We start from the raw sequence: 16,084 nt of genomic DNA, 5'->3' as shown, positions 1-16,084 counted from the left end.
CCGGGATTGGCGTAACGCGGTCCTGTCGTTGTGTGGCGGGCCGCCGGCCAAGGCAAGCCTCCTAGGGCGACCGCACACAGGGCTGACGCCGGGAGCTAGAGCCGGAACGGGCGTTTGGGATCGGGCGGTTCGCCGCCGCGCGGGCGCGTCACGCCCTCGGCGTCGTGCGGGGCGTGGCGGTCGATGTCGCCGGAGTCCAAAGGGCCGCGTCCCGCCGCGATCTCAGCCCGCGAGGCGTGGTCCGTGGCCGGATCGACGCCGTAGGAGCCGGTGCGGGCGGGCGAGGGGGCGTCGCCGACGCCGCCGCTGGCCTGGTAGCGGCCCACCAGTTCGCCCTTGGCGATGGCGCAGCCCTTCAGCACGTTGACCAGCGTGGAAAGCGGCGTCTCGGGCGGCAGGTCGAGGCGGCGGTCCAGGGCGAACAGCTGGAAATGATAGTGGTGCGGTCCGTGTCCCGGCGGCGGGGCCATGCCCAGCCAATCGTGCTCGCCCCGCAGGTTGCGGCCCTGGACGGCGCCCGGCACGGACGACGGATGCGGCCCGGGCTCGACATGGGCGGGCAGGGCGTTGAGCTCGCCGGGGATGTTCCACACCATCCAGTGCACCGCCGGGTCTTCGCGCGGGGCGTCGGGGTCCTCGACGATCAGGGCGTAGGTCTCGGCCTCCAGCATTCCGCTCCAGGCCAGGGGCGGCGAGGTCGCGTCGCCCGCCGCGCTGTATTCAGCGCTGAGCCAGCCGTCGATGTCGACGGCGTCCGAGGTCAGCACCAAGGCGCCGCCCTGATAGGGCTGGACCTTCATGAAGGTGATCGAGTGACCCGAAGGGCCGGGATGCGACTGGGCCATGTGCGATCTCCATGCGAGGCGGCATGGAGGAAACGCGCCCGGGCGGCGATTGTTCTCCGCCGCCGTTCAGGCCGGCTCGGTCAGACCAGCACGTCCAGCAGGGTTCCCGTCATGTCGTCCGCCGTGCGGGCGACGGAGGCGTTGGCCGAGAAGTCGTGCTTGGCGCGGATCTGTTCGACGGCTTCGACCGCCAGATTGTCCAGCGAGCCCGAGGCCGTGCGGCGGGCGCTGGCCTCGAAGCGAGCGGCGGCGTTCTGCATTCCGGCGGCGGCGATGCTCAGGGGCGGGATCGTCATGAGAGTCTCCGGGCGGCCTCCGGGCGCGAATGGGGCCTTGGCGACGGTCAGGATCGTGGCTTTGAGGTCAACGGCGCCTGAACAAGCGTGGTGAACGGCGGTCTTTTTCCGGAAACACGCCCCATCGGGGCCAATATTGGTGTATAAGTCGGGCCTCCTCATCGCCCGGCCGGCTGTTTGCCTTGGCCGGGCGCGGTCGTTTTGCGGCCGCCTTGCTCTTTTTCAGGTCGTATATGCCCTTTCCCGCGATCCACCCCGCGCTAGACCGCGCTCTCGTCAACAAGGGCTACGCTGAGCCCACGCCGGTCCAGGCGGCGGTTCTGGATGGGCACGGCGAGGCCGACATGCTGGTCTCGGCCCAGACCGGATCAGGCAAGACGGTGGCCTTTGGTCTGGCCGCGGCCACGACCCTGCTGGGCGAAAACGAAAGCTTCGGTCCCGCTGACGCGCCGCTGATGCTGGCCATCGCGCCGACGCGCGAACTGGCGCTGCAGGTCTCGGCCGAGCTGGAATGGCTGTACGGCCAGTCGGGCGCCAAGATCACCACCTGCGTCGGCGGCATGGACGCCCGCAAGGAAGCTCGCGCGCTGAACTTCGGCATCCACATCGTGGTCGGCACGCCCGGCCGCCTGAAGGACCACATCGATCGCGGCAACCTCGACCTGTCGGCGCTGAAGGTGCTGGTGCTCGACGAGGCCGACGAGATGCTCGACATGGGCTTCCGCGAGGACCTGGAATACATCCTGGAGCAGTCGCCGCCCGAGCGCCGCACCCTGCTGTTTTCGGCCACCATCGCCCGCGACATCGCCATGCTGGCCAAGCGTTATCAGCGCGACGCCGTGCGCATCGACACCGTCGACCGCAGCGCCCCGCACAGCGACATCGAATACCGCGCCCTGCGCATCGCCCCGAACGAGATCGAGCACGCCGTCGTCAACGTGCTGCGCTTCTACGAGGCGCCCGGCGCCCTGGTCTTCTGCTCGACCCGCGACAGCGTGCGTCACCTGCAGTCGTCGCTGCTGGAGCGCGGCTTCTCGACCGTGTCCCTGTCCGGCGAAATGGGCCAGCGCGAGCGCACCGACGCCCTGCAGGCCCTGCGTGACGGCCGCGCCCGCGTCTGCGTCGCCACCGACGTGGCCGCGCGCGGTCTGGACCTGCCCGACCTGGGTCTGGTGATCCACGCCGAACTGCCGATCAACAAGGCGACCATGCTGCACCGCTCGGGCCGTACCGGCCGCGCGGGCAAGAAGGGCGTCTCGATCCTGCTGGTGCCGCACACGCGCCGCCGCAAGGCTGAAATGCTGCTGAACTCGGCCGGGGTCGACGCGACCTGGGCCGGCGCTCCGACCGCCGACGAGATCCTGGCCAAGGATGAGACCCGCCTGCTGGGCGGCGACATCTTCGAACAGGACGTGAGCGAAGAGGACATGGTCCTGGCGCGCCGCCTGATGAGCGAGCGCACCGCCGACGAAATCGCCGCCGCCCTGATCCGCGTGATCAAGAAGGACCTGCCGGCGCCGGAAGAACTGCTCGATCCGGGCGCGATCCATCAGCCGCGCGCCCGCGAGCGCGGCGCGGCCGGCGGCGGCGAGGACTTCGCCGCGACGCCGTGGCCGGGCGACCGCCTGCAGGCCGACGAAGTCGTCTGGTTCCGCATGGATGTGGGCCGCAACAAGAACGCCGACCCGAAATGGCTGATCCCGCTGATCTGCCGCGTCGGTCACATCACCAAGAAGGAAATCGGCGCCATCCGGACCTTCCCGGACGAGACCCGCTTCGAGATCGCCAAGACCCACGAAGGCCTGTTCCGCGACGCCCTGAAGAACAGCCCGCGCGACGACGTCACCATCACCCCGTCGGAAGCCCCGACGCCGGGCGGCGGCGGCGGCTTCAAGAAGCCCTTCAAGAAGCGCGATGACGAGCGGGGCGGCGATCGCCCGGCCCGTCCGCCCTTCGCCAAGAAGCCCTTCAACCGCGACGAGCGCACCGGCGACGGCCCGCGCCCGGACTTCAAGAAGAAGCCCTACGCCCCGCGCACCGACGCTGAGCGCAGCGCCCCGCGCGCTGACGGCGACAAGCCCTATGCCAAGAAGCCCTTCGCTTCGAAGCCGGGCTTCAAGCCTGCTGGCAAGCCGGCCGGCGCCAAGCCGTTCCACAAGGCCGGCAAGCCCGGCAAGCGCTTCGACTGATCGCTGATCGCTGACTTGCCCCCGGCGCCGTCCGGGGGCAGGCTGCGGCAATGACCGCACGCGAACCCCAGGCTGGACGCGACACCAGGGGGCGATACGCCTCCTTTTCCGCGTTTTACCCTTACTACATCCACGAACATTCGAACCGGACCTGCCGCCGCATCCATGTGGTCGGGACCGGGCTGGTGATCACCGCCTTCCTGGCCTTCTGCGTCACGCGCAACGCCTGGTGGCTGCTGGCCATGCCGCTGGTCGGCTACGGCTTCGCCTGGGTGGGGCATTTCTTCTTCGAGAAGAACCGGCCGGCGACCTTCAGATATCCGCTGTGGAGCCTGATGGGCGACTTCCGTCTGTTCTTCGAGACGGTCAGCGGCAAACGGCGGTTCTGAATCCTTTTTCCTCCCCACGGAGTGGGGAGGGGGACCGCGTAGCGGTGGAGGGGCTCGGTCGCGCCATGCGCCGGAAGCCCCTCCGTCTCGACGGCTGCGCCTCCGATCCACCTCCCCATGGAATGGGGGGGGAGAAAACAAAAAGGCGACCGGATCGCTCCGGTCGCCTTTTTTGTCGGTGGGGCGAGGGGCCCTTAGTTCGAGGCCGTTTCCCAGGCCGGGGGGCAGCCGTCGAAGTCGCCGGCGTCGGCGATGGTCAGGGTCTTCATGTTCAGGCGCTGGGCCTGCTGCATCGAGCCTTTTCCGTTGCCGGTGAAGAGGTCGATCTTGGAGCCCTTGATCGCGCCGCCGGTGTCCGAGGCGTACCAGTAGCCGTCGTGGACTTCGCCGTTGGCCAGGCGCATGCCGACCGTTTCGCGGATGAACAGCTTGGTGCGACGAGGAATGACGCGGGGGTCGACGGCGACGGTGCGCATCGGCACTGGACGGCAGCCGAGCGAGTCGTTGCCCGAGGCGCCGCCGCCGCCGGCGTGATAGAGGCGGGCCGAGGCGCGCCAGTCGGGATCGCCCGCCATCAGCTCGGCCTGTTCGGCGGAGAGGGCGGTCGCATCGATGGAACTTTCAGCCGTCGTGGCGGTTTCCATTGCAGCCGTGTCGACAGCGACGACGGCTTCATAGGACGCAGGCTCTCCGGAACCGGAGAAGGCCATAGCCCAGAACATGGCAAGCGCGGCGGCTGTGTTCAGCATCGAACAAACTCAGGAAGCACCGGTCCCGACACGATCCGGCGCGGGGTTTTTGGCCGTAAATTGTGGCAAAAACGTGGCAAATGAGATCAGGTGCGACCCCACGTCACGATCATCGTTCGATTATCCCCCATGTTGATGAGCATATCGTGCAAATGTCACAGCATATGTGGCAGCAACGAAATCAATATTCAGGCGATATGACTTCTATACTGTTGGGATGATCTGTTCGGTTAACACCTTAATCGGCTCGCGTAACACTTTATTTCCAAGAAATGCTCGCTCGGGTCCGGAGAAACCAGCTTAGCGACGACGCAAGAGACGAAGTTCGCCTTGACTGGAGGCGGCGGCGCAGATGGGCTAAGGCGTCGTTTCCCTTTCCTTTTTCGCCGGTGTCCCATGAAGCGCCTGATGATCGCCGCCGCCGCCCTGTTGCTGGTTTCGGCCCCCGCCATGAACGTCGGCGCCTGGGGCAACACCGGCCACCGTCTGATCGGCGTCGCCGCCATGCGGGCCTTGAGCGACGACCTGCCTGCCTTCCTCAAGACCCCCGCCTCGATCGCCGACGTCGGCGAACTGGCGCGCGAGCCTGATCGCTGGAAGGGCGCCGGCCAGCCGCACGACCGCGAGCGCGACACCGCCCACTTCATCGATCTGGACGACAACGGCTTCACCATGAACGCCAAGGGGCCGTCCATCGACACCCTGCCGCGTCTCAAGTCCGAATTCGACGCCGCGCTGACGACGGCGGGCCTCAGCGTCAACGACGCCGGCTACCTGCCCTACGCCATGATGGACGCCTACCAGAACCTGGGCCGCGACTTCGCCTACTGGCGCGTGCTGAACGCGGCCGAGGCGCGCGAGACGGATCCCGGCAAGAAGGCCTGGTACCGCGCCGACCGCGAACGCCGCGAAGCCCTGATCCTGCGCGACATCGGCGTTCTGGCCCACTACGTCGGCGACGGCTCGCAGCCGCACCACCTGTCGATCCACTTCAACGGCTGGGGCGATTATCCGAACCCGGAAGGCTTCACCAATTCGCGTCGCACCCACGGCCTGTTCGAGGGCGAGTTCGCCTCGCGCGTCGCGCGTCTGGACATGATCGAGGCGGCGATGACCCAGCCGCAGCTCGCCGGCCTCGACCTGCGCGCCCGCACGACCGGCTATCTGAAGACGACGCTGGGCACGGTCATTCCCTTCTATCGTCTGGAGAAGGCGGGCGGGTTCAACGGCGCCGATCCGCGCGGCGCGGCCTTCGTGACCGAGCGTCTGGCGGCGGGCGCCTCGGAACTGCGCGACCTGATCATCCTGTGCTGGCGCGAAAGCGGCTCGGCTTCCGTCGGCTGGCCCGCCGTCAAGGTGGCGGAGGTCGAGGCCGGCACGGCCGACCCGTGGATCTCGATGATCGGCGAGGACTAAATCTTTCCTTCTCCCCTTGCGGGAGAAGGTGGGCCCGAAGGGCTCGGATTAGGGGTTTCTCAACGCTCAAAACGGATGAGGCGGTCTGCGGCGGCGCGACCCCTCATCCGTCTGGCTTCGCCAGCCACCTTCTCCCGCAGGGGGAGAAGGATTCGTAGGGCGCTAACGCCCTTCGGGCTGCTTGAGCGCCTTCTCCCGCAAGGGGAGAAGGATTCTTGGAGCGCTAACGCCTGCGGCTGCTTGAGCGCCTTCTCCCGCAAGAGGAGAAGGACTATGCAGCGCCCCATGACTGAACTCACGCCCCCCGTCGTCATCCTCGACAAGTCCCAGATGGCCGAGAACATCGGCGCGGTCGCCCGCGTCATGGCCAATTTCGGCCTGTCGGAACTGCGGCTGGTCACGCCGCGCGACGGCTGGCCCCAGGAACGCGCCTGGGCCACGGCCTCGGGCGCCGACTGGGTGCTGGAGGGCGTGAAGGTCTTCGACAGCGTGGCCGAGGCGGTGCACGACCTGAACACCGTCTTCGCCACCACCGCCCGCCCGCGTGAGACGCGCCAGTCGGTGCGCACCCCGCGCGAGAGCGCCCGCATCCTCTATGACGACACGGCCTCGGGGTTGAAGACCGGCCTGCTGTTCGGCGGCGAGCGCGCCGGGCTGGAGACCACCGACATCGCCCTGTGCGCCGGGATCACCACCATCCCCATTGACCCCCGGCACCATTCGCTGAACCTGGCCCAGGCCGTGGCCATCAACGCCTATGAGTGGCGCACCCTGATCCTCGACGCCCCGCCGCCGCGCTTCCGCGAGGGCGAGCCGCCCGCGTCGAACGAACTGCTGGTCGGCATGTACGAGCATTTCGAGGCGGAACTGGACGCTGGCGGCTTCTTCCATCCGCCCGAGAAGAAGCCGTCGATGAGCCAGAACCTGCGCGTCATGCTGGGCCGCGCCGCCTTCACCGAGCAGGAAGTCGCCACCATGCGCGGCGCCATCCACGCCCTGGCCAAGGGCCGGGGTCGGGTGCTGGCCAAGCTGGCGGAAAAGCGCGCGGCGGAAGCGAAGAAGGACGAGTAGAGCGCTCCTCCTCTGCCGTCATCCTCGGGGCGGCGCAGCCGAACCCAGGGACCCAGACGCTGGATGCGTCACCGCCTTGTCCTGTCGTCACCGCGCGTGCTGAATGGCCTGGGTTCCGCGTTCGCTTCACGCCCCGGAACGACGGCACGGGGTGGGCATGGTGCGAAATCCGGACGCGATCATCGCCGTCTACATCATGGCCAGCCGCCGCAACGGGACGATCTATACGGGCGTCACCAGCGACCTTCACGCCCGGGTGTGGAAGCACAAGCTGGGGACGTTCAAGGGCTTCACCGACGACCACGGCTGCAAGGGGTTGGTCTGGTTCGAGCCGCACCTCGGCATGACCGAAACCATCGCCCGCGAGAAACAGATCAAGAAATGGCGGCGGGAATGGAAGCTGGCGCTGATCGAGGGCGCCAATCCGGCCTGGGAGGACCTGGCGGCGGATTGGTATGGCTGAGCTTTCATGCCGTCACTCCGGCTCCATTGCCGTCATCCCGGGGCGCGCAGCGAACCCGGGATCCAGGCGCTGGAAGCATCACCGCCTTGTCCTGTCGCCGCCCCGCGTGTTGAACAGCCTGGGTTCCGGGTTCGGCTGCGCCGCCCCGGAATGACGGAGTGAATGTATGAAGACGGTTCTGGTCTACCCCCTGGCCGCGCTGGCCGAGATCGGCGGGTGCTTCGCCTTCTGGGCCTGGCTGAAGCTGGATCGGTCGCCGTGGTGGCTGGTCCCGGGCGTGGTCAGCCTGATCGTCTTCGCCTGGCTGCTGACCCTGGTTTCGGCCGAGACGGCGGGGCGGGCGTTCGCGGCCTATGGCGGGGTCTATATCTGCGCCTCGCTGGCGTGGATGGCGTTGGTCGAGAAGACGACGCCCGACCGCTGGGACCTGATCGGGGGGGCGGTCTGCCTGATCGGGGCGGGGGTCATCCTGTTCGGGCCGCGCGGTTAGCGCCGTCCCCTTTTCGTCATCCTCGGCCTCGTGCCGAGGATCCAGAAACGCTGCGACAGACGATTGAAGCGCTGGTGTCCGAATGATGGGCCTGGAGTCTCTGGACCCTCGGGACAGGCCCGAGGGTGACGACTTGAAGGAGGTGAGAAGCTAAAGCGCGTCGAAGAAGGCGGGCACGGCCTCGGTGGCGGGGCCATAGAGGCCCTCGTCGAACAGGCGGGCGCCTTGCGTCGGCTCCAGATTGATCTCGACCGTCCGCGCCCCGGCCATCCGCGCCGACTGCACGAAGCCCGCCGCCGGATAGACCGCGCCCGAGGTGCCGATGGAGACGAACAGGTCGCAATCGGATAGCGCCGCCTCGATCCGCTCCATCTGAAGCGGGATCTCTCCGAACCAGACGATGTGCGGCCGCAAGACCCCCTGCGGGTGATGCGGCGAGACGTGCTCCGCCTCCAGATCACCCGTCCAGTCGCACACGGCGCCCGACGCGGTGCAGCGCGCCTTGAGCAGTTCGCCGTGCATATGGATCAGCTCGAACCCGGAGGCGGGCGGCGTCTTGGCGTGCGCCCGGTCGTGCAGATCGTCGACGTTCTGCGTCACCAGCAGCAGGTCGCCGTCCCAGCGCGCCGCCAGATCGGCCAGGGCCCGGTGCGCGGCGTTGGGCCGGACCTCGGCCAACTGACGGCGGCGCTGGTTGTAGAAGTCCTGCACCTGGGCCGGGTTGGCCGCGAACCCCTCGGGCGTCGCCACCGCCTCGATGCGATGGCCGCACCACAGGCCGTCGGAGGCGCGGAAGGTCGGCACGCCGCTCTCGGCCGAAACGCCGGCGCCGGTCAGGATGACAAGGTTCTTGTGGGTCATGGCCGCAGTTAAGCCCTTCTCCCCCTGCGGGAGAAGGCGCTCAAGCAGCCGAAGGCGTTAGCGCGCTAAATCCTTCTTCCCTTGCGGGAGAAGGTGGCCCGCGCAGCGGGTCGGATGAGGGGTCTTGCGGGCCGTGGCCGTTTGCGGGGTTGAAACTGGTCGCCGCCGGTGCGACCCCTCATCCGTCGGCCTGCGGCCGCCACCTTCGCCCGCAAGGGGAGAAGGGAAGAGACTGAAGAGACCAAGGACTGCTCCCATGAAAACCCGCGCCGCCGTCGCGTTCGAAGCCAAACGTCCGCTCGAGATCGTCGAGGTCGATCTGGAAGGCCCGCGCGCCGGTGAGGTGCTGATCGAGATCAAGGCGACGGGGGTCTGCCACACCGACGCCTATACGCTGGACGGCCTGGACTCGGAGGGCATCTTCCCCTCGATCCTGGGCCACGAGGGCGCGGGCGTGGTGGTCGAGGTCGGGCCGGGCGTGACCAGCTTGGCCGTCGGCGACCACGTCATCCCGCTGTACACGCCGGAATGCCGCCAGTGTAAGTCGTGCCTGAGCCGCAAGACCAACCTCTGCACCTCGATCCGCGCCACCCAGGGCAAGGGCCTGATGCCCGACGGCACCAGCCGCTTCAGCTACAAGGGCCAGGCCATCGCCCACTACATGGGCTGCTCGACCTTCTCGAACTACACGGTGCTGCCCGAGATCGCGGTGGCCAAGATCCGCAAGGACGCTCCCTTCGACAAGGCCTGCTACATCGGCTGCGGCGTGACGACGGGCGTGGGCGCCGTGGTCAACACGGCCAAGGTCGAGCCGGGCGCCAACGCCGTGGTCTTCGGCCTGGGCGGCATCGGCCTGAACGTCATCCAGGGCCTGAAGCTGGTCGGGGCCGACATGATCGTCGGCGTCGACATCAACGGCGACAAGGAAGAATGGGGCCGTCGCTTCGGCATGACCCACTTCGTCAACCCGAAGGACACGCCCGATGTGGTGGCGCGTCTGGTCGAGCTGACCGACGGCGGCGCCGACTACACCTTTGACTGCACCGGCAACACCGTGGTCATGCGTCAGGCGCTGGAAGCCTGCCACCGCGGCTGGGGCGAGAGCATCGTCATCGGCGTGGCCGAGGCGGGCAAGGAGATCTCGACCCGTCCGTTCCAGCTGGTCACCGGCCGCGTCTGGAAGGGCTCGGCCTTCGGCGGCGCGCGCGGCCGCACCGACACGCCCAAGATCGTCGACTGGTACATGGACGGCAAGATCGAGATCGACCCGATGATCACCCACACCCTGCCGCTGGAACGCATCAACGAGGCCTTCGACCTGATGCACGCGGGCGAGAGCATCCGTTCGGTCATCGTCTTCTAAACAGCGTTGCCAAAAGAAACTTAGTCGGCATAGGTTGCGGCGCCCGGCGAACCGGCCGGGCGCATCATTGGGAGGAAGACCATGTTCACCCACGTCACGCTGGGCGCCAACGACGTCGAGGCGTCGCACAAATTCTATGACGCGGTGCTCGGCGCCCTGGGCCACCAGCCGGGCACGTTCAGCGATCAGCCCCGGCCCGGCGTCTGGTACATGACGCCGCGGGGCATGCTGGGCGTGGTGACGCCGCGCAATGGTGAAGCCGCCTGTCACGCCAACGGCGGCACCATCGGTTTCGCGGCGGCCAGCCCCGAGGCGGTCGTCGCCTTCGCCCAGGCCGGCGTCGAGGCCGGCGGCACGGCCATCGAGGACCCGGCGGGTCCGCGCGACACCCCCTTCGGCAAGATGCACCTGGCCTATCTGCGCGATCCGTCGGGCAACAAGATCTGCGCCGTTCACCGGCCGGGCTGAGGACTGAAACGATGAAGAAGGCGGCGACCGCGTCGATCATGGCCGTTCTGGCCGTCATGGCGCTCGCCGCCTGCAACCGGGGCGAGCCTGCGCCTGCTCGGGTCGAGGTCCCGGCAGAGCCCTGGGTCCAGAAGGAGGTGGTGCTCTACCTCCCTGACCGGATACTGAAGCAGCGGACCGAGGTTTCCGATCTTGCGCCCTATTTGCGCGGGGCGGGGGCCGCAGCTGCGGCCGCCGCTAAGACCCAACCGATGCAGCCCGGCGCCTCGGGCATGTTGCTGCTGATGGTCAAGCCGGGCGGCCGGTCGAAAGCTTGGATTGTCACTGGCGAACCTGCCCTGAAGCCCGAGGTGGCCGACGCCGCCATCCGCCGGGTTGAGGCGGTCCCGGCGCCGACCGTGCGCGAGGGGCCGATCCTGATCGGGCTGGAATTCGACGCCTGGGGCGGCGGCGCGGCGCCGGCCAGCGGGTGGCCGCCGATCCCGCGCGATTGGTATGCGCACTTCCCTAAGGACGGGGGCGCTCTGGACGACGCCCTGCTCGCGAAAGTCTGGCCCGAATGATGGAAACCACCAAGACCCACGTCGTCCACGGCGGCACGCTGCGCTATCTGAAGCACGACAGCGCGACCACCGGCACGCCCATGACCCTGTCGGTCTTCGTTCCGGCGGGCGAGGGGCCGTTTCCCGTCCTGATCTGGCTGTCCGGCCTGACCTGCACCGAGGACAATTTCACCACCAAGGCCGGGGCCTACAAGGCCGCCGCCGCGCACGGCGTCATCATCGTGGCGCCGGACACTTCGCCGCGCGGCGAAGGCGTGGCCGACGATCCGGCCTATGATCTGGGCCAGGGCGCGGGCTTCTACGTCGACGCGACGCAGGCGCCCTGGGCGCCGCATTTCCGCATGGAAAGCTACGTCACCGGCGAACTGATCGCCCTGATCGACGCCGCGTTCCCGACGACCAGGACGCGTTCGATCTTTGGTCACTCCATGGGCGGGCACGGGGCGCTGACCCTGGCCCTGCGCCACCCCGACCTGTTCAAGTCGGTTTCGGCCTTCGCGCCGATTGCGTCGCCGACGCGCTGCGCCTGGGGCGAGAAGGCGTTCAGCGCCTACCTGGGCGAAGATCGCGGCCAGTGGGATCGTCACGATGCGGCCAAGCTGATCGAGAGCGGCGCGGCGGCAGGCGTGTTCGACGACATCCTGGTCGATCAGGGCGACGCCGATCCCTTCCTGACCGACCAGTTGAAGCCCGAACTTCTGGTCGCGGCGGCCAAGGCGGCGGGACAGGCGCTTACCCTGCGGATGCAGCCGGGCTATGATCACTCATACTTCTTCATGGCCAGCTTCGTGGACGACCACGTGGCCTTCCATGCCTCCCGCCTGAAAGCCTGAGACTTCATGACCGACGCCGCCCCCAATTTCGACCACGTGGACTTCGACGCCCTGTTCGCCGCCCTGTGCAGCGAGGTCGGCTTCTGCCTGCATGAAAAGGGTCAGAAGAAGGTGATCGAGGCCCTGCCCAAGGGTCTGGACGCGGCGGTCAAGGCGGTGCTGGCCGCCGACGGCGTGGACGAACCCAATGCGCCGGGCGACCTGAAGAAGGCCGTGCGCGACTGTCTTAAGGCCCACGTCCAGCCCGGCTGACCCCATCAGGGCGGCGGACGGCCGGAACTTCATCCGTAGCGGAAAGGTGACGCCTTGCGGGGCGGCGTCGCTTCGATAGTGTCCCTCCCATCGCTTTTGGGAGGAAGCCCGATGCTGGATCGCCGCCGCCTGTTGATGACCGCCGCCATGGGGGGCGCCTTCGCCGCCTCGGGCGCCGCCCGCGCCCTGGCGCAGACCGCCGCGCCCGCCGCCGAGGCGGCTGGCCTCGCCTCGGCCCAGTTCCTGGCCCTGCTGGACAAGATCGCGCAGGAGATGATCCTGTCCGACCCCGAGACCCTGACCATGCTGGGCATGGACCGGGGGCCGATGGCGGCCGCCCGCTTCAAGCTGAGCGACCGGTCCCAGGCCAAGATCGACGCCGACAAGGCCAGGTTCTTCGACGGCATGAAGGCGATGAAGGCCGTCGACCGGTCGCAACTGACCGCCGACGAGCAGACCTATTACGACTCGCTGGAGTTCTTTGGCGACACCACGCTCGAGGGGGACCGCTTCCCCTATGGCGGCGGCCTGTTCCCCTCGCCCTATACGGTCAGCCAACTGGGCGGCGCCTATCAGGGCGTGCCGGACTTCATGGACAGTCAGCACCGGATCGAGACCGCCGACGACGCCGAGGCCTATCTGTCGCGCCTGTCGGACTTCGCCAGGGGGCTGGACGCCGAGCGGGCGCGGATGCAGGCCGACTTCGCCGCCGGGGCCGTGCCGCCGGACTTCGTCATCGACCGCACCCTGGCCCAGATGGCGTCGCTGACCGGAACCGCCGTGGCGGATTCGGTCATGAGCCAGTCGCTGGCCCGCCGCACGGCCGAGAAGAACATCCCCGGCGACTGGGCCGCGCGGGCCCAGGCCATCCTGACGGCGGAAGTCTATCCGGCGGTTCAGCGTCAGGCCGACGCCTTCAAGGCGGTGCGGCCCGGCGCGACCCATGACGGCGGCGCCTGGCGTCTGCCCGACGGCGAGGCCTACTACCGCTTCGGCCTGAAGTTCTACACCACCTCCTCGTTGACGCCGGACGAGGTGCATCAGATGGGGCTGGAGCAGGTGGCCGAGATTTCGGCCCGCGCCGACGCCCTGCTGAAGGCGCAAGGCATGACGCAGGGGCCGGTCGGCGCCCGTATCGCCGCCTTGGGCAAGGAGCCGCGCTTCGTCTATCCGAACACGGACGACGCCAAGGCGGAACTGCTGAAGGCGCTGAACGCCCAGATGGCGGACATGCAGGCGCGCCTGCCGGACTACTTCGGCCGCCTGCCGAAATCGCCGGTCGAGATCCGCCGCGTGCCGGTCGCCATCGAGGCTGGAGCGCCGGGCGGCTATTACCAGTCGCCCGCCTTGGACGGCTCGCGTCCGGGCGCCTACTACATCAACCTGCGCGACACGGCGGAATGGCCCAAGTGGACCCTGCCGACCCTGACCTATCACGAGGCGGTTCCGGGCCATCACCATCAGATCGCTCTGCAGCAGGAGAAGCCGGACACCCCGCTGCTGATGAAGGTCATGGGCTTCTCGGCCTATTCCGAGGGTTGGGGCCTGTATTCCGAACAGTTGGCCGACGAGATGGGGGTCTATGAAAACGACCCCTTCGGCAAGATCGGCTATCTGCAGTCGCTGATGTTCCGCGCCGCGCGTCTGGTGGTCGACTCCGGTCTGCACCACAAGCGCTGGAGCCGGGAGCAAGGCATCCGCTACATGGTCGACACTCTGGGCGATCAGGAAACCAGCATCGCCACCGAGGTCGAACGTTATTGTGTCTGGCCGGGTCAGGCCGCTAGCTACAAGGTCGGCCACACCACCTGGGTCAAGCTGCGTGAAGACGCCAAGGCGCGTCTGGGAAGCCGCTTCGACATCAAGGGCTTCCATGACACCGGCCTGAATCTGGGCGGCGTGCCGCTGACGGTGCTGGAGCGGACCATGACCGCCTGGACGCCCGTCTAGGCTTTTGAACCACGGGCGCGCCGGCCCGACAATTTGTCTGAGTGTGAGGGGGCGCGCGGCGTCGCGCCGTCCTCGTCGGGGAGTAAAGACCATGATCGACCGCCGCCGCCTTCTGCTGACCGCCGCCGCCACGGCCGCGGTCGCGCCCTCTCTCGCCCATGCGGCCGCCAAGGACGCGGACGGGCGGCTAAACGCCCTGCTGGACGGCTGGTTCGAGGCCGACATCGACGAGGCGCCCGAGCGCGCCACCAACCTGGGCCTCGACCGCGGCGCCCGCGCCGGTCTGTCGTCCAGGCTGAGCGAGGCCGGTCCGGACGCCATTCGCAAGGACCGCGACAAGGCGATCAGCCGCTGGGCCAGCTTGCGCGCCTTCGATCAGACGGGTCTCTCAGAGGCGGGCGCCCTGAACTACGCCATCTCCGCCTTCGGGCGCGAGACCTCGGCCGAGACCTCGCGCTTCGCCTATGGCGCCGGGCCGGGCCGTCCGTCGCCCTATGTCGTGACCCAGCTGTCGGGCGGCTATTTCGAGACGCCGGACTTCATGGACAACCAGCACCGGGTCGAGGACGCCGCCGGCGCCGACGCCTTCCTGTCGCGCCTGTCGGCCTTCGCCGGGGTGCTGGACGGCGAGACGGCCAAGATCCGCGAGGACGCCGGCCTGGGCGTCATTCCGCCGGACTTCATCCTGGACCGCGCCCTGCCGCAGATCCGCACCCTGCGCGATACGTCCGCCGCCGACATGGCCATGATCAAGTCGCTGGCCCGGAAGACCGCCGCCCTGAACCTGTCCGGCTATGACGCGCGCGCCGCCGCCATCGTCGACCAGCAGGTCAAGCCGGCCCTGGCCCGTCAGGTCGCAGCGTTGGAGGCGATCCGCCCGCAGGCGACCCACGACGCCGGGGTCTGGCGCCTGCCCGACGGCGAGGCCTTCTACGCCAACGGCCTGAAGTCGAACACGACCACCACCCTGAGCGCCGCCGAAATCCACAGGATGGGCAAGGCGCAGGTGGCCGAGATCAGCGCCGAGATCGACGTCATCCTGAAGGCGCAGGGCTATACCCAGGGCACGGTCGGCGAGCGGATTCAGGCCCTGAACAAGGACCCGGCGCAGCTCTTCCCCAACACCGACGCGGGCAAGGAGGAACTGCTGGTCTGGCTGAACCAACTGGTCGCCGATCTGGAGCCCAAGCTGCCGACCGTCTTCGGCCGTCTGCCGAAATCCCACGTCGAGATCCGTCGCGTGCCGCCCTCGATCCAGTCGGGCGCGCCGGGCGGCTATTATCAGGGGCCGCCGCTGGATGGCTCGCGTCCGGGCGCCTACTACATCAACCTGCGCGACAGCGGGAACTGGCCGCGCTTCGCCCTGCCGACCCTGACCTATCACGAGGCCTCGCCGGGCCACCACCTGCAGGTCGCCCTGCAGCGCGAGTCTGGCGAACTGCCGCAGTGGCGCCGGGCGGGCGGCTTCTCGGCCTATAACGAGGGCTGGGCCCTGTATACGGAGGCGGTCGCCGCCAACGACCTGAACGCCTACGCCGACAATCCGCTGGGCCGCGTCGGCTTCCTGATGTCCTACCTGTTCCGGGCGGTGCGTCTGGTGGTCGACACCGGTCTGCACTCCGAACGCTGGAGCCGCGAACAGGCGGTCGAATACATGGCGGCCTCGGGCGCCAAGCCGCTGGACGCCTCGAACAGCGAGATCAACCGCTACACCGTCTGGCCGGGCCAGGCCTGTTCCTACAAGGTCGGCCACACGGTCATCGCCCGTCTGAGGAAGGATGCCGAGGCCAAGCCCGGCTTCGACCTGCGCGCCTTCCACGACAAGGTGCTGATGAACGGCTCCCTGCCGCTGGCGGTGCTGGAAGCCCAGATGCGCGCCTGACGGC

General features: G+C 68.3%; 17 protein-coding genes. 13 read left to right on the top strand and 4 right to left on the bottom strand.

The window, feature by feature from the left end; all coding sequences use genetic code 11:
* Positions 1-95: 95 nt before the first annotated feature.
* Both AB4Y68_RS03295 and AB4Y68_RS03290 read right to left on the bottom strand, forming a co-directional pair.
* Positions 96-845 carry a YbhB/YbcL family Raf kinase inhibitor-like protein gene (locus AB4Y68_RS03295; protein ID WP_441454067.1) on the bottom strand — a complete coding sequence of 250 codons (750 nt, stop codon included), beginning with the start codon at positions 843-845 and terminating at the stop codon, positions 96-98.
* 80 nt (positions 846-925) lie between these two features.
* Positions 926-1,141: a flagellar hook protein FlgE gene (locus AB4Y68_RS03290; RefSeq protein WP_441454065.1), complete on the bottom strand. Its 216-nt coding sequence runs from the start codon at positions 1,139-1,141 to the stop codon at positions 926-928.
* Positions 1,142-1,374: 233 nt separating this feature from the next.
* Between AB4Y68_RS03290 and AB4Y68_RS03285 the strand changes: the two genes are divergently transcribed.
* Together AB4Y68_RS03285 and AB4Y68_RS03280 are read left to right on the top strand one after the other, a co-directional pair.
* The gene (locus AB4Y68_RS03285; protein ID WP_441454063.1) at positions 1,375-3,330 is read left to right on the top strand and encodes a DEAD/DEAH box helicase; all 1,956 of its coding nucleotides are present in this window, start codon (positions 1,375-1,377) and stop codon (positions 3,328-3,330) included.
* Between the two features lie 50 nt (positions 3,331-3,380).
* Positions 3,381-3,719 carry an Mpo1-like protein gene (locus AB4Y68_RS03280; RefSeq protein WP_441454061.1) on the top strand — a complete coding sequence of 113 codons (339 nt, stop codon included), beginning with the start codon at positions 3,381-3,383 and terminating at the stop codon, positions 3,717-3,719.
* Positions 3,720-3,913: 194 nt separating this feature from the next.
* Here AB4Y68_RS03280 and AB4Y68_RS03275 read toward each other — a convergent pair whose 3' ends face one another.
* Positions 3,914-4,468 carry a 3D domain-containing protein gene (locus tag AB4Y68_RS03275; protein WP_441454059.1) on the bottom strand — a complete coding sequence of 185 codons (555 nt, stop codon included), beginning with the start codon at positions 4,466-4,468 and terminating at the stop codon, positions 3,914-3,916.
* A gap of 408 nt (positions 4,469-4,876) precedes the next feature.
* Between AB4Y68_RS03275 and AB4Y68_RS03270 the strand changes: the two genes are divergently transcribed.
* From AB4Y68_RS03270 to AB4Y68_RS03255, 4 genes are all read left to right on the top strand, one after another.
* Positions 4,877-5,884 carry a S1/P1 Nuclease gene (locus AB4Y68_RS03270; RefSeq protein WP_441454057.1) on the top strand — a complete coding sequence of 336 codons (1,008 nt, stop codon included), beginning with the start codon at positions 4,877-4,879 and terminating at the stop codon, positions 5,882-5,884.
* Between the two features lie 285 nt (positions 5,885-6,169).
* Positions 6,170-6,955, top strand: coding sequence for an RNA methyltransferase (locus tag AB4Y68_RS03265; protein ID WP_441454055.1), 786 nt, complete (start codon positions 6,170-6,172; stop codon positions 6,953-6,955).
* A 157-nt stretch (positions 6,956-7,112) separates the two neighbouring features.
* On the top strand, positions 7,113-7,418 hold the full coding sequence (locus tag AB4Y68_RS03260) for a GIY-YIG nuclease family protein (RefSeq protein ID WP_441454053.1): 306 nt from the start codon (positions 7,113-7,115) through the stop codon (positions 7,416-7,418).
* Positions 7,419-7,584: 166 nt separating this feature from the next.
* Complete coding sequence (locus AB4Y68_RS03255; RefSeq protein ID WP_441454052.1) at positions 7,585-7,908, top strand: YnfA family protein; 324 nt, start codon at positions 7,585-7,587, stop codon at positions 7,906-7,908.
* A gap of 150 nt (positions 7,909-8,058) precedes the next feature.
* Here AB4Y68_RS03255 and AB4Y68_RS03250 read toward each other — a convergent pair whose 3' ends face one another.
* The gene (locus AB4Y68_RS03250; RefSeq protein WP_441454050.1) at positions 8,059-8,769 is read right to left on the bottom strand and encodes an NAD-dependent deacylase; all 711 of its coding nucleotides are present in this window, start codon (positions 8,767-8,769) and stop codon (positions 8,059-8,061) included.
* Between the two features lie 256 nt (positions 8,770-9,025).
* On the opposite strand from AB4Y68_RS03250, the gene AB4Y68_RS03245 reads away from it, so the two are divergent.
* The 7 genes from AB4Y68_RS03245 to AB4Y68_RS03215 all read left to right on the top strand — a co-directional run bounded on the left by AB4Y68_RS03245 (position 9,026) and on the right by AB4Y68_RS03215 (position 16,080).
* Positions 9,026-10,132, top strand: a complete 1,107-nt coding sequence (locus AB4Y68_RS03245) for an S-(hydroxymethyl)glutathione dehydrogenase/class III alcohol dehydrogenase (protein WP_441454048.1) — start codon at positions 9,026-9,028, stop codon at positions 10,130-10,132.
* Positions 10,133-10,213: 81 nt separating this feature from the next.
* A complete protein-coding gene (locus AB4Y68_RS03240) occupies positions 10,214-10,600 on the top strand; it encodes a VOC family protein (RefSeq protein ID WP_441454047.1) in 387 nt (128 codons plus the stop codon).
* Positions 10,601-10,611: 11 nt separating this feature from the next.
* Entirely contained in the window at positions 10,612-11,163 is a 552-nt protein-coding gene (locus AB4Y68_RS03235; protein ID WP_441454045.1) for a hypothetical protein, read from the top strand.
* Positions 11,163-11,996, top strand: a complete 834-nt coding sequence (gene fghA, locus AB4Y68_RS03230) for an S-formylglutathione hydrolase (RefSeq protein ID WP_441454431.1) — start codon at positions 11,163-11,165, stop codon at positions 11,994-11,996. Before AB4Y68_RS03235 ends, fghA begins: the two co-directional genes overlap by 1 nt.
* Positions 11,997-12,002: 6 nt before the next feature.
* Positions 12,003-12,248 (top strand): hypothetical protein, encoded by a 246-nt coding sequence (locus AB4Y68_RS03225; protein ID WP_441454043.1) that lies wholly within the window; start codon positions 12,003-12,005, stop codon positions 12,246-12,248.
* Positions 12,249-12,359: 111 nt separating this feature from the next.
* On the top strand, positions 12,360-14,198 hold the full coding sequence (locus AB4Y68_RS03220; protein ID WP_441454042.1) for a DUF885 domain-containing protein: 1,839 nt from the start codon (positions 12,360-12,362) through the stop codon (positions 14,196-14,198).
* Between the two features lie 91 nt (positions 14,199-14,289).
* On the top strand, positions 14,290-16,080 hold the full coding sequence (locus AB4Y68_RS03215; protein ID WP_441454041.1) for a DUF885 domain-containing protein: 1,791 nt from the start codon (positions 14,290-14,292) through the stop codon (positions 16,078-16,080).
* Positions 16,081-16,084 lie beyond the last annotated feature (4 nt).

This window comes from Brevundimonas sp. 2YAF1 (genome assembly GCF_052114745.1).
Taxonomy (GTDB): domain Bacteria; phylum Pseudomonadota; class Alphaproteobacteria; order Caulobacterales; family Caulobacteraceae; genus Brevundimonas.
The sequence above is the reverse complement of the archived record's forward strand: the minus strand, read 5'-3'. Positions and strand labels throughout refer to the sequence as shown.

Bases quoted from the DNA above. Each gene is read 5' to 3' on its own strand.
- AB4Y68_RS03295 (WP_441454067.1), bottom strand. From the start codon at position 845: ATGGCCCAGTCGCATCCCGGCCCTTCGGGTCACTCGATCACCTTCATG.
- AB4Y68_RS03290 (WP_441454065.1), bottom strand. From the start codon at position 1,141: ATGACGATCCCGCCCCTGAGCATCGCCGCCGCCGGAATGCAGAACGCC.
- AB4Y68_RS03285 (WP_441454063.1), top strand. From the start codon at position 1,375: ATGCCCTTTCCCGCGATCCACCCCGCGCTAGACCGCGCTCTCGTCAAC.
- AB4Y68_RS03280 (WP_441454061.1), top strand. From the start codon at position 3,381: ATGACCGCACGCGAACCCCAGGCTGGACGCGACACCAGGGGGCGATAC.
- AB4Y68_RS03275 (WP_441454059.1), bottom strand. From the start codon at position 4,468: ATGCTGAACACAGCCGCCGCGCTTGCCATGTTCTGGGCTATGGCCTTC.
- AB4Y68_RS03270 (WP_441454057.1), top strand. From the start codon at position 4,877: ATGATCGCCGCCGCCGCCCTGTTGCTGGTTTCGGCCCCCGCCATGAAC.
- AB4Y68_RS03265 (WP_441454055.1), top strand. From the start codon at position 6,170: ATGACTGAACTCACGCCCCCCGTCGTCATCCTCGACAAGTCCCAGATG.
- AB4Y68_RS03260 (WP_441454053.1), top strand. From the start codon at position 7,113: ATGGTGCGAAATCCGGACGCGATCATCGCCGTCTACATCATGGCCAGC.
- AB4Y68_RS03255 (WP_441454052.1), top strand. From the start codon at position 7,585: ATGAAGACGGTTCTGGTCTACCCCCTGGCCGCGCTGGCCGAGATCGGC.
- AB4Y68_RS03250 (WP_441454050.1), bottom strand. From the start codon at position 8,769: ATGACCCACAAGAACCTTGTCATCCTGACCGGCGCCGGCGTTTCGGCC.
- AB4Y68_RS03245 (WP_441454048.1), top strand. From the start codon at position 9,026: ATGAAAACCCGCGCCGCCGTCGCGTTCGAAGCCAAACGTCCGCTCGAG.
- AB4Y68_RS03240 (WP_441454047.1), top strand. From the start codon at position 10,214: ATGTTCACCCACGTCACGCTGGGCGCCAACGACGTCGAGGCGTCGCAC.
- AB4Y68_RS03235 (WP_441454045.1), top strand. From the start codon at position 10,612: ATGAAGAAGGCGGCGACCGCGTCGATCATGGCCGTTCTGGCCGTCATG.
- fghA (WP_441454431.1), top strand. From the start codon at position 11,163: ATGGAAACCACCAAGACCCACGTCGTCCACGGCGGCACGCTGCGCTAT.
- AB4Y68_RS03225 (WP_441454043.1), top strand. From the start codon at position 12,003: ATGACCGACGCCGCCCCCAATTTCGACCACGTGGACTTCGACGCCCTG.
- AB4Y68_RS03220 (WP_441454042.1), top strand. From the start codon at position 12,360: ATGCTGGATCGCCGCCGCCTGTTGATGACCGCCGCCATGGGGGGCGCC.
- AB4Y68_RS03215 (WP_441454041.1), top strand. From the start codon at position 14,290: ATGATCGACCGCCGCCGCCTTCTGCTGACCGCCGCCGCCACGGCCGCG.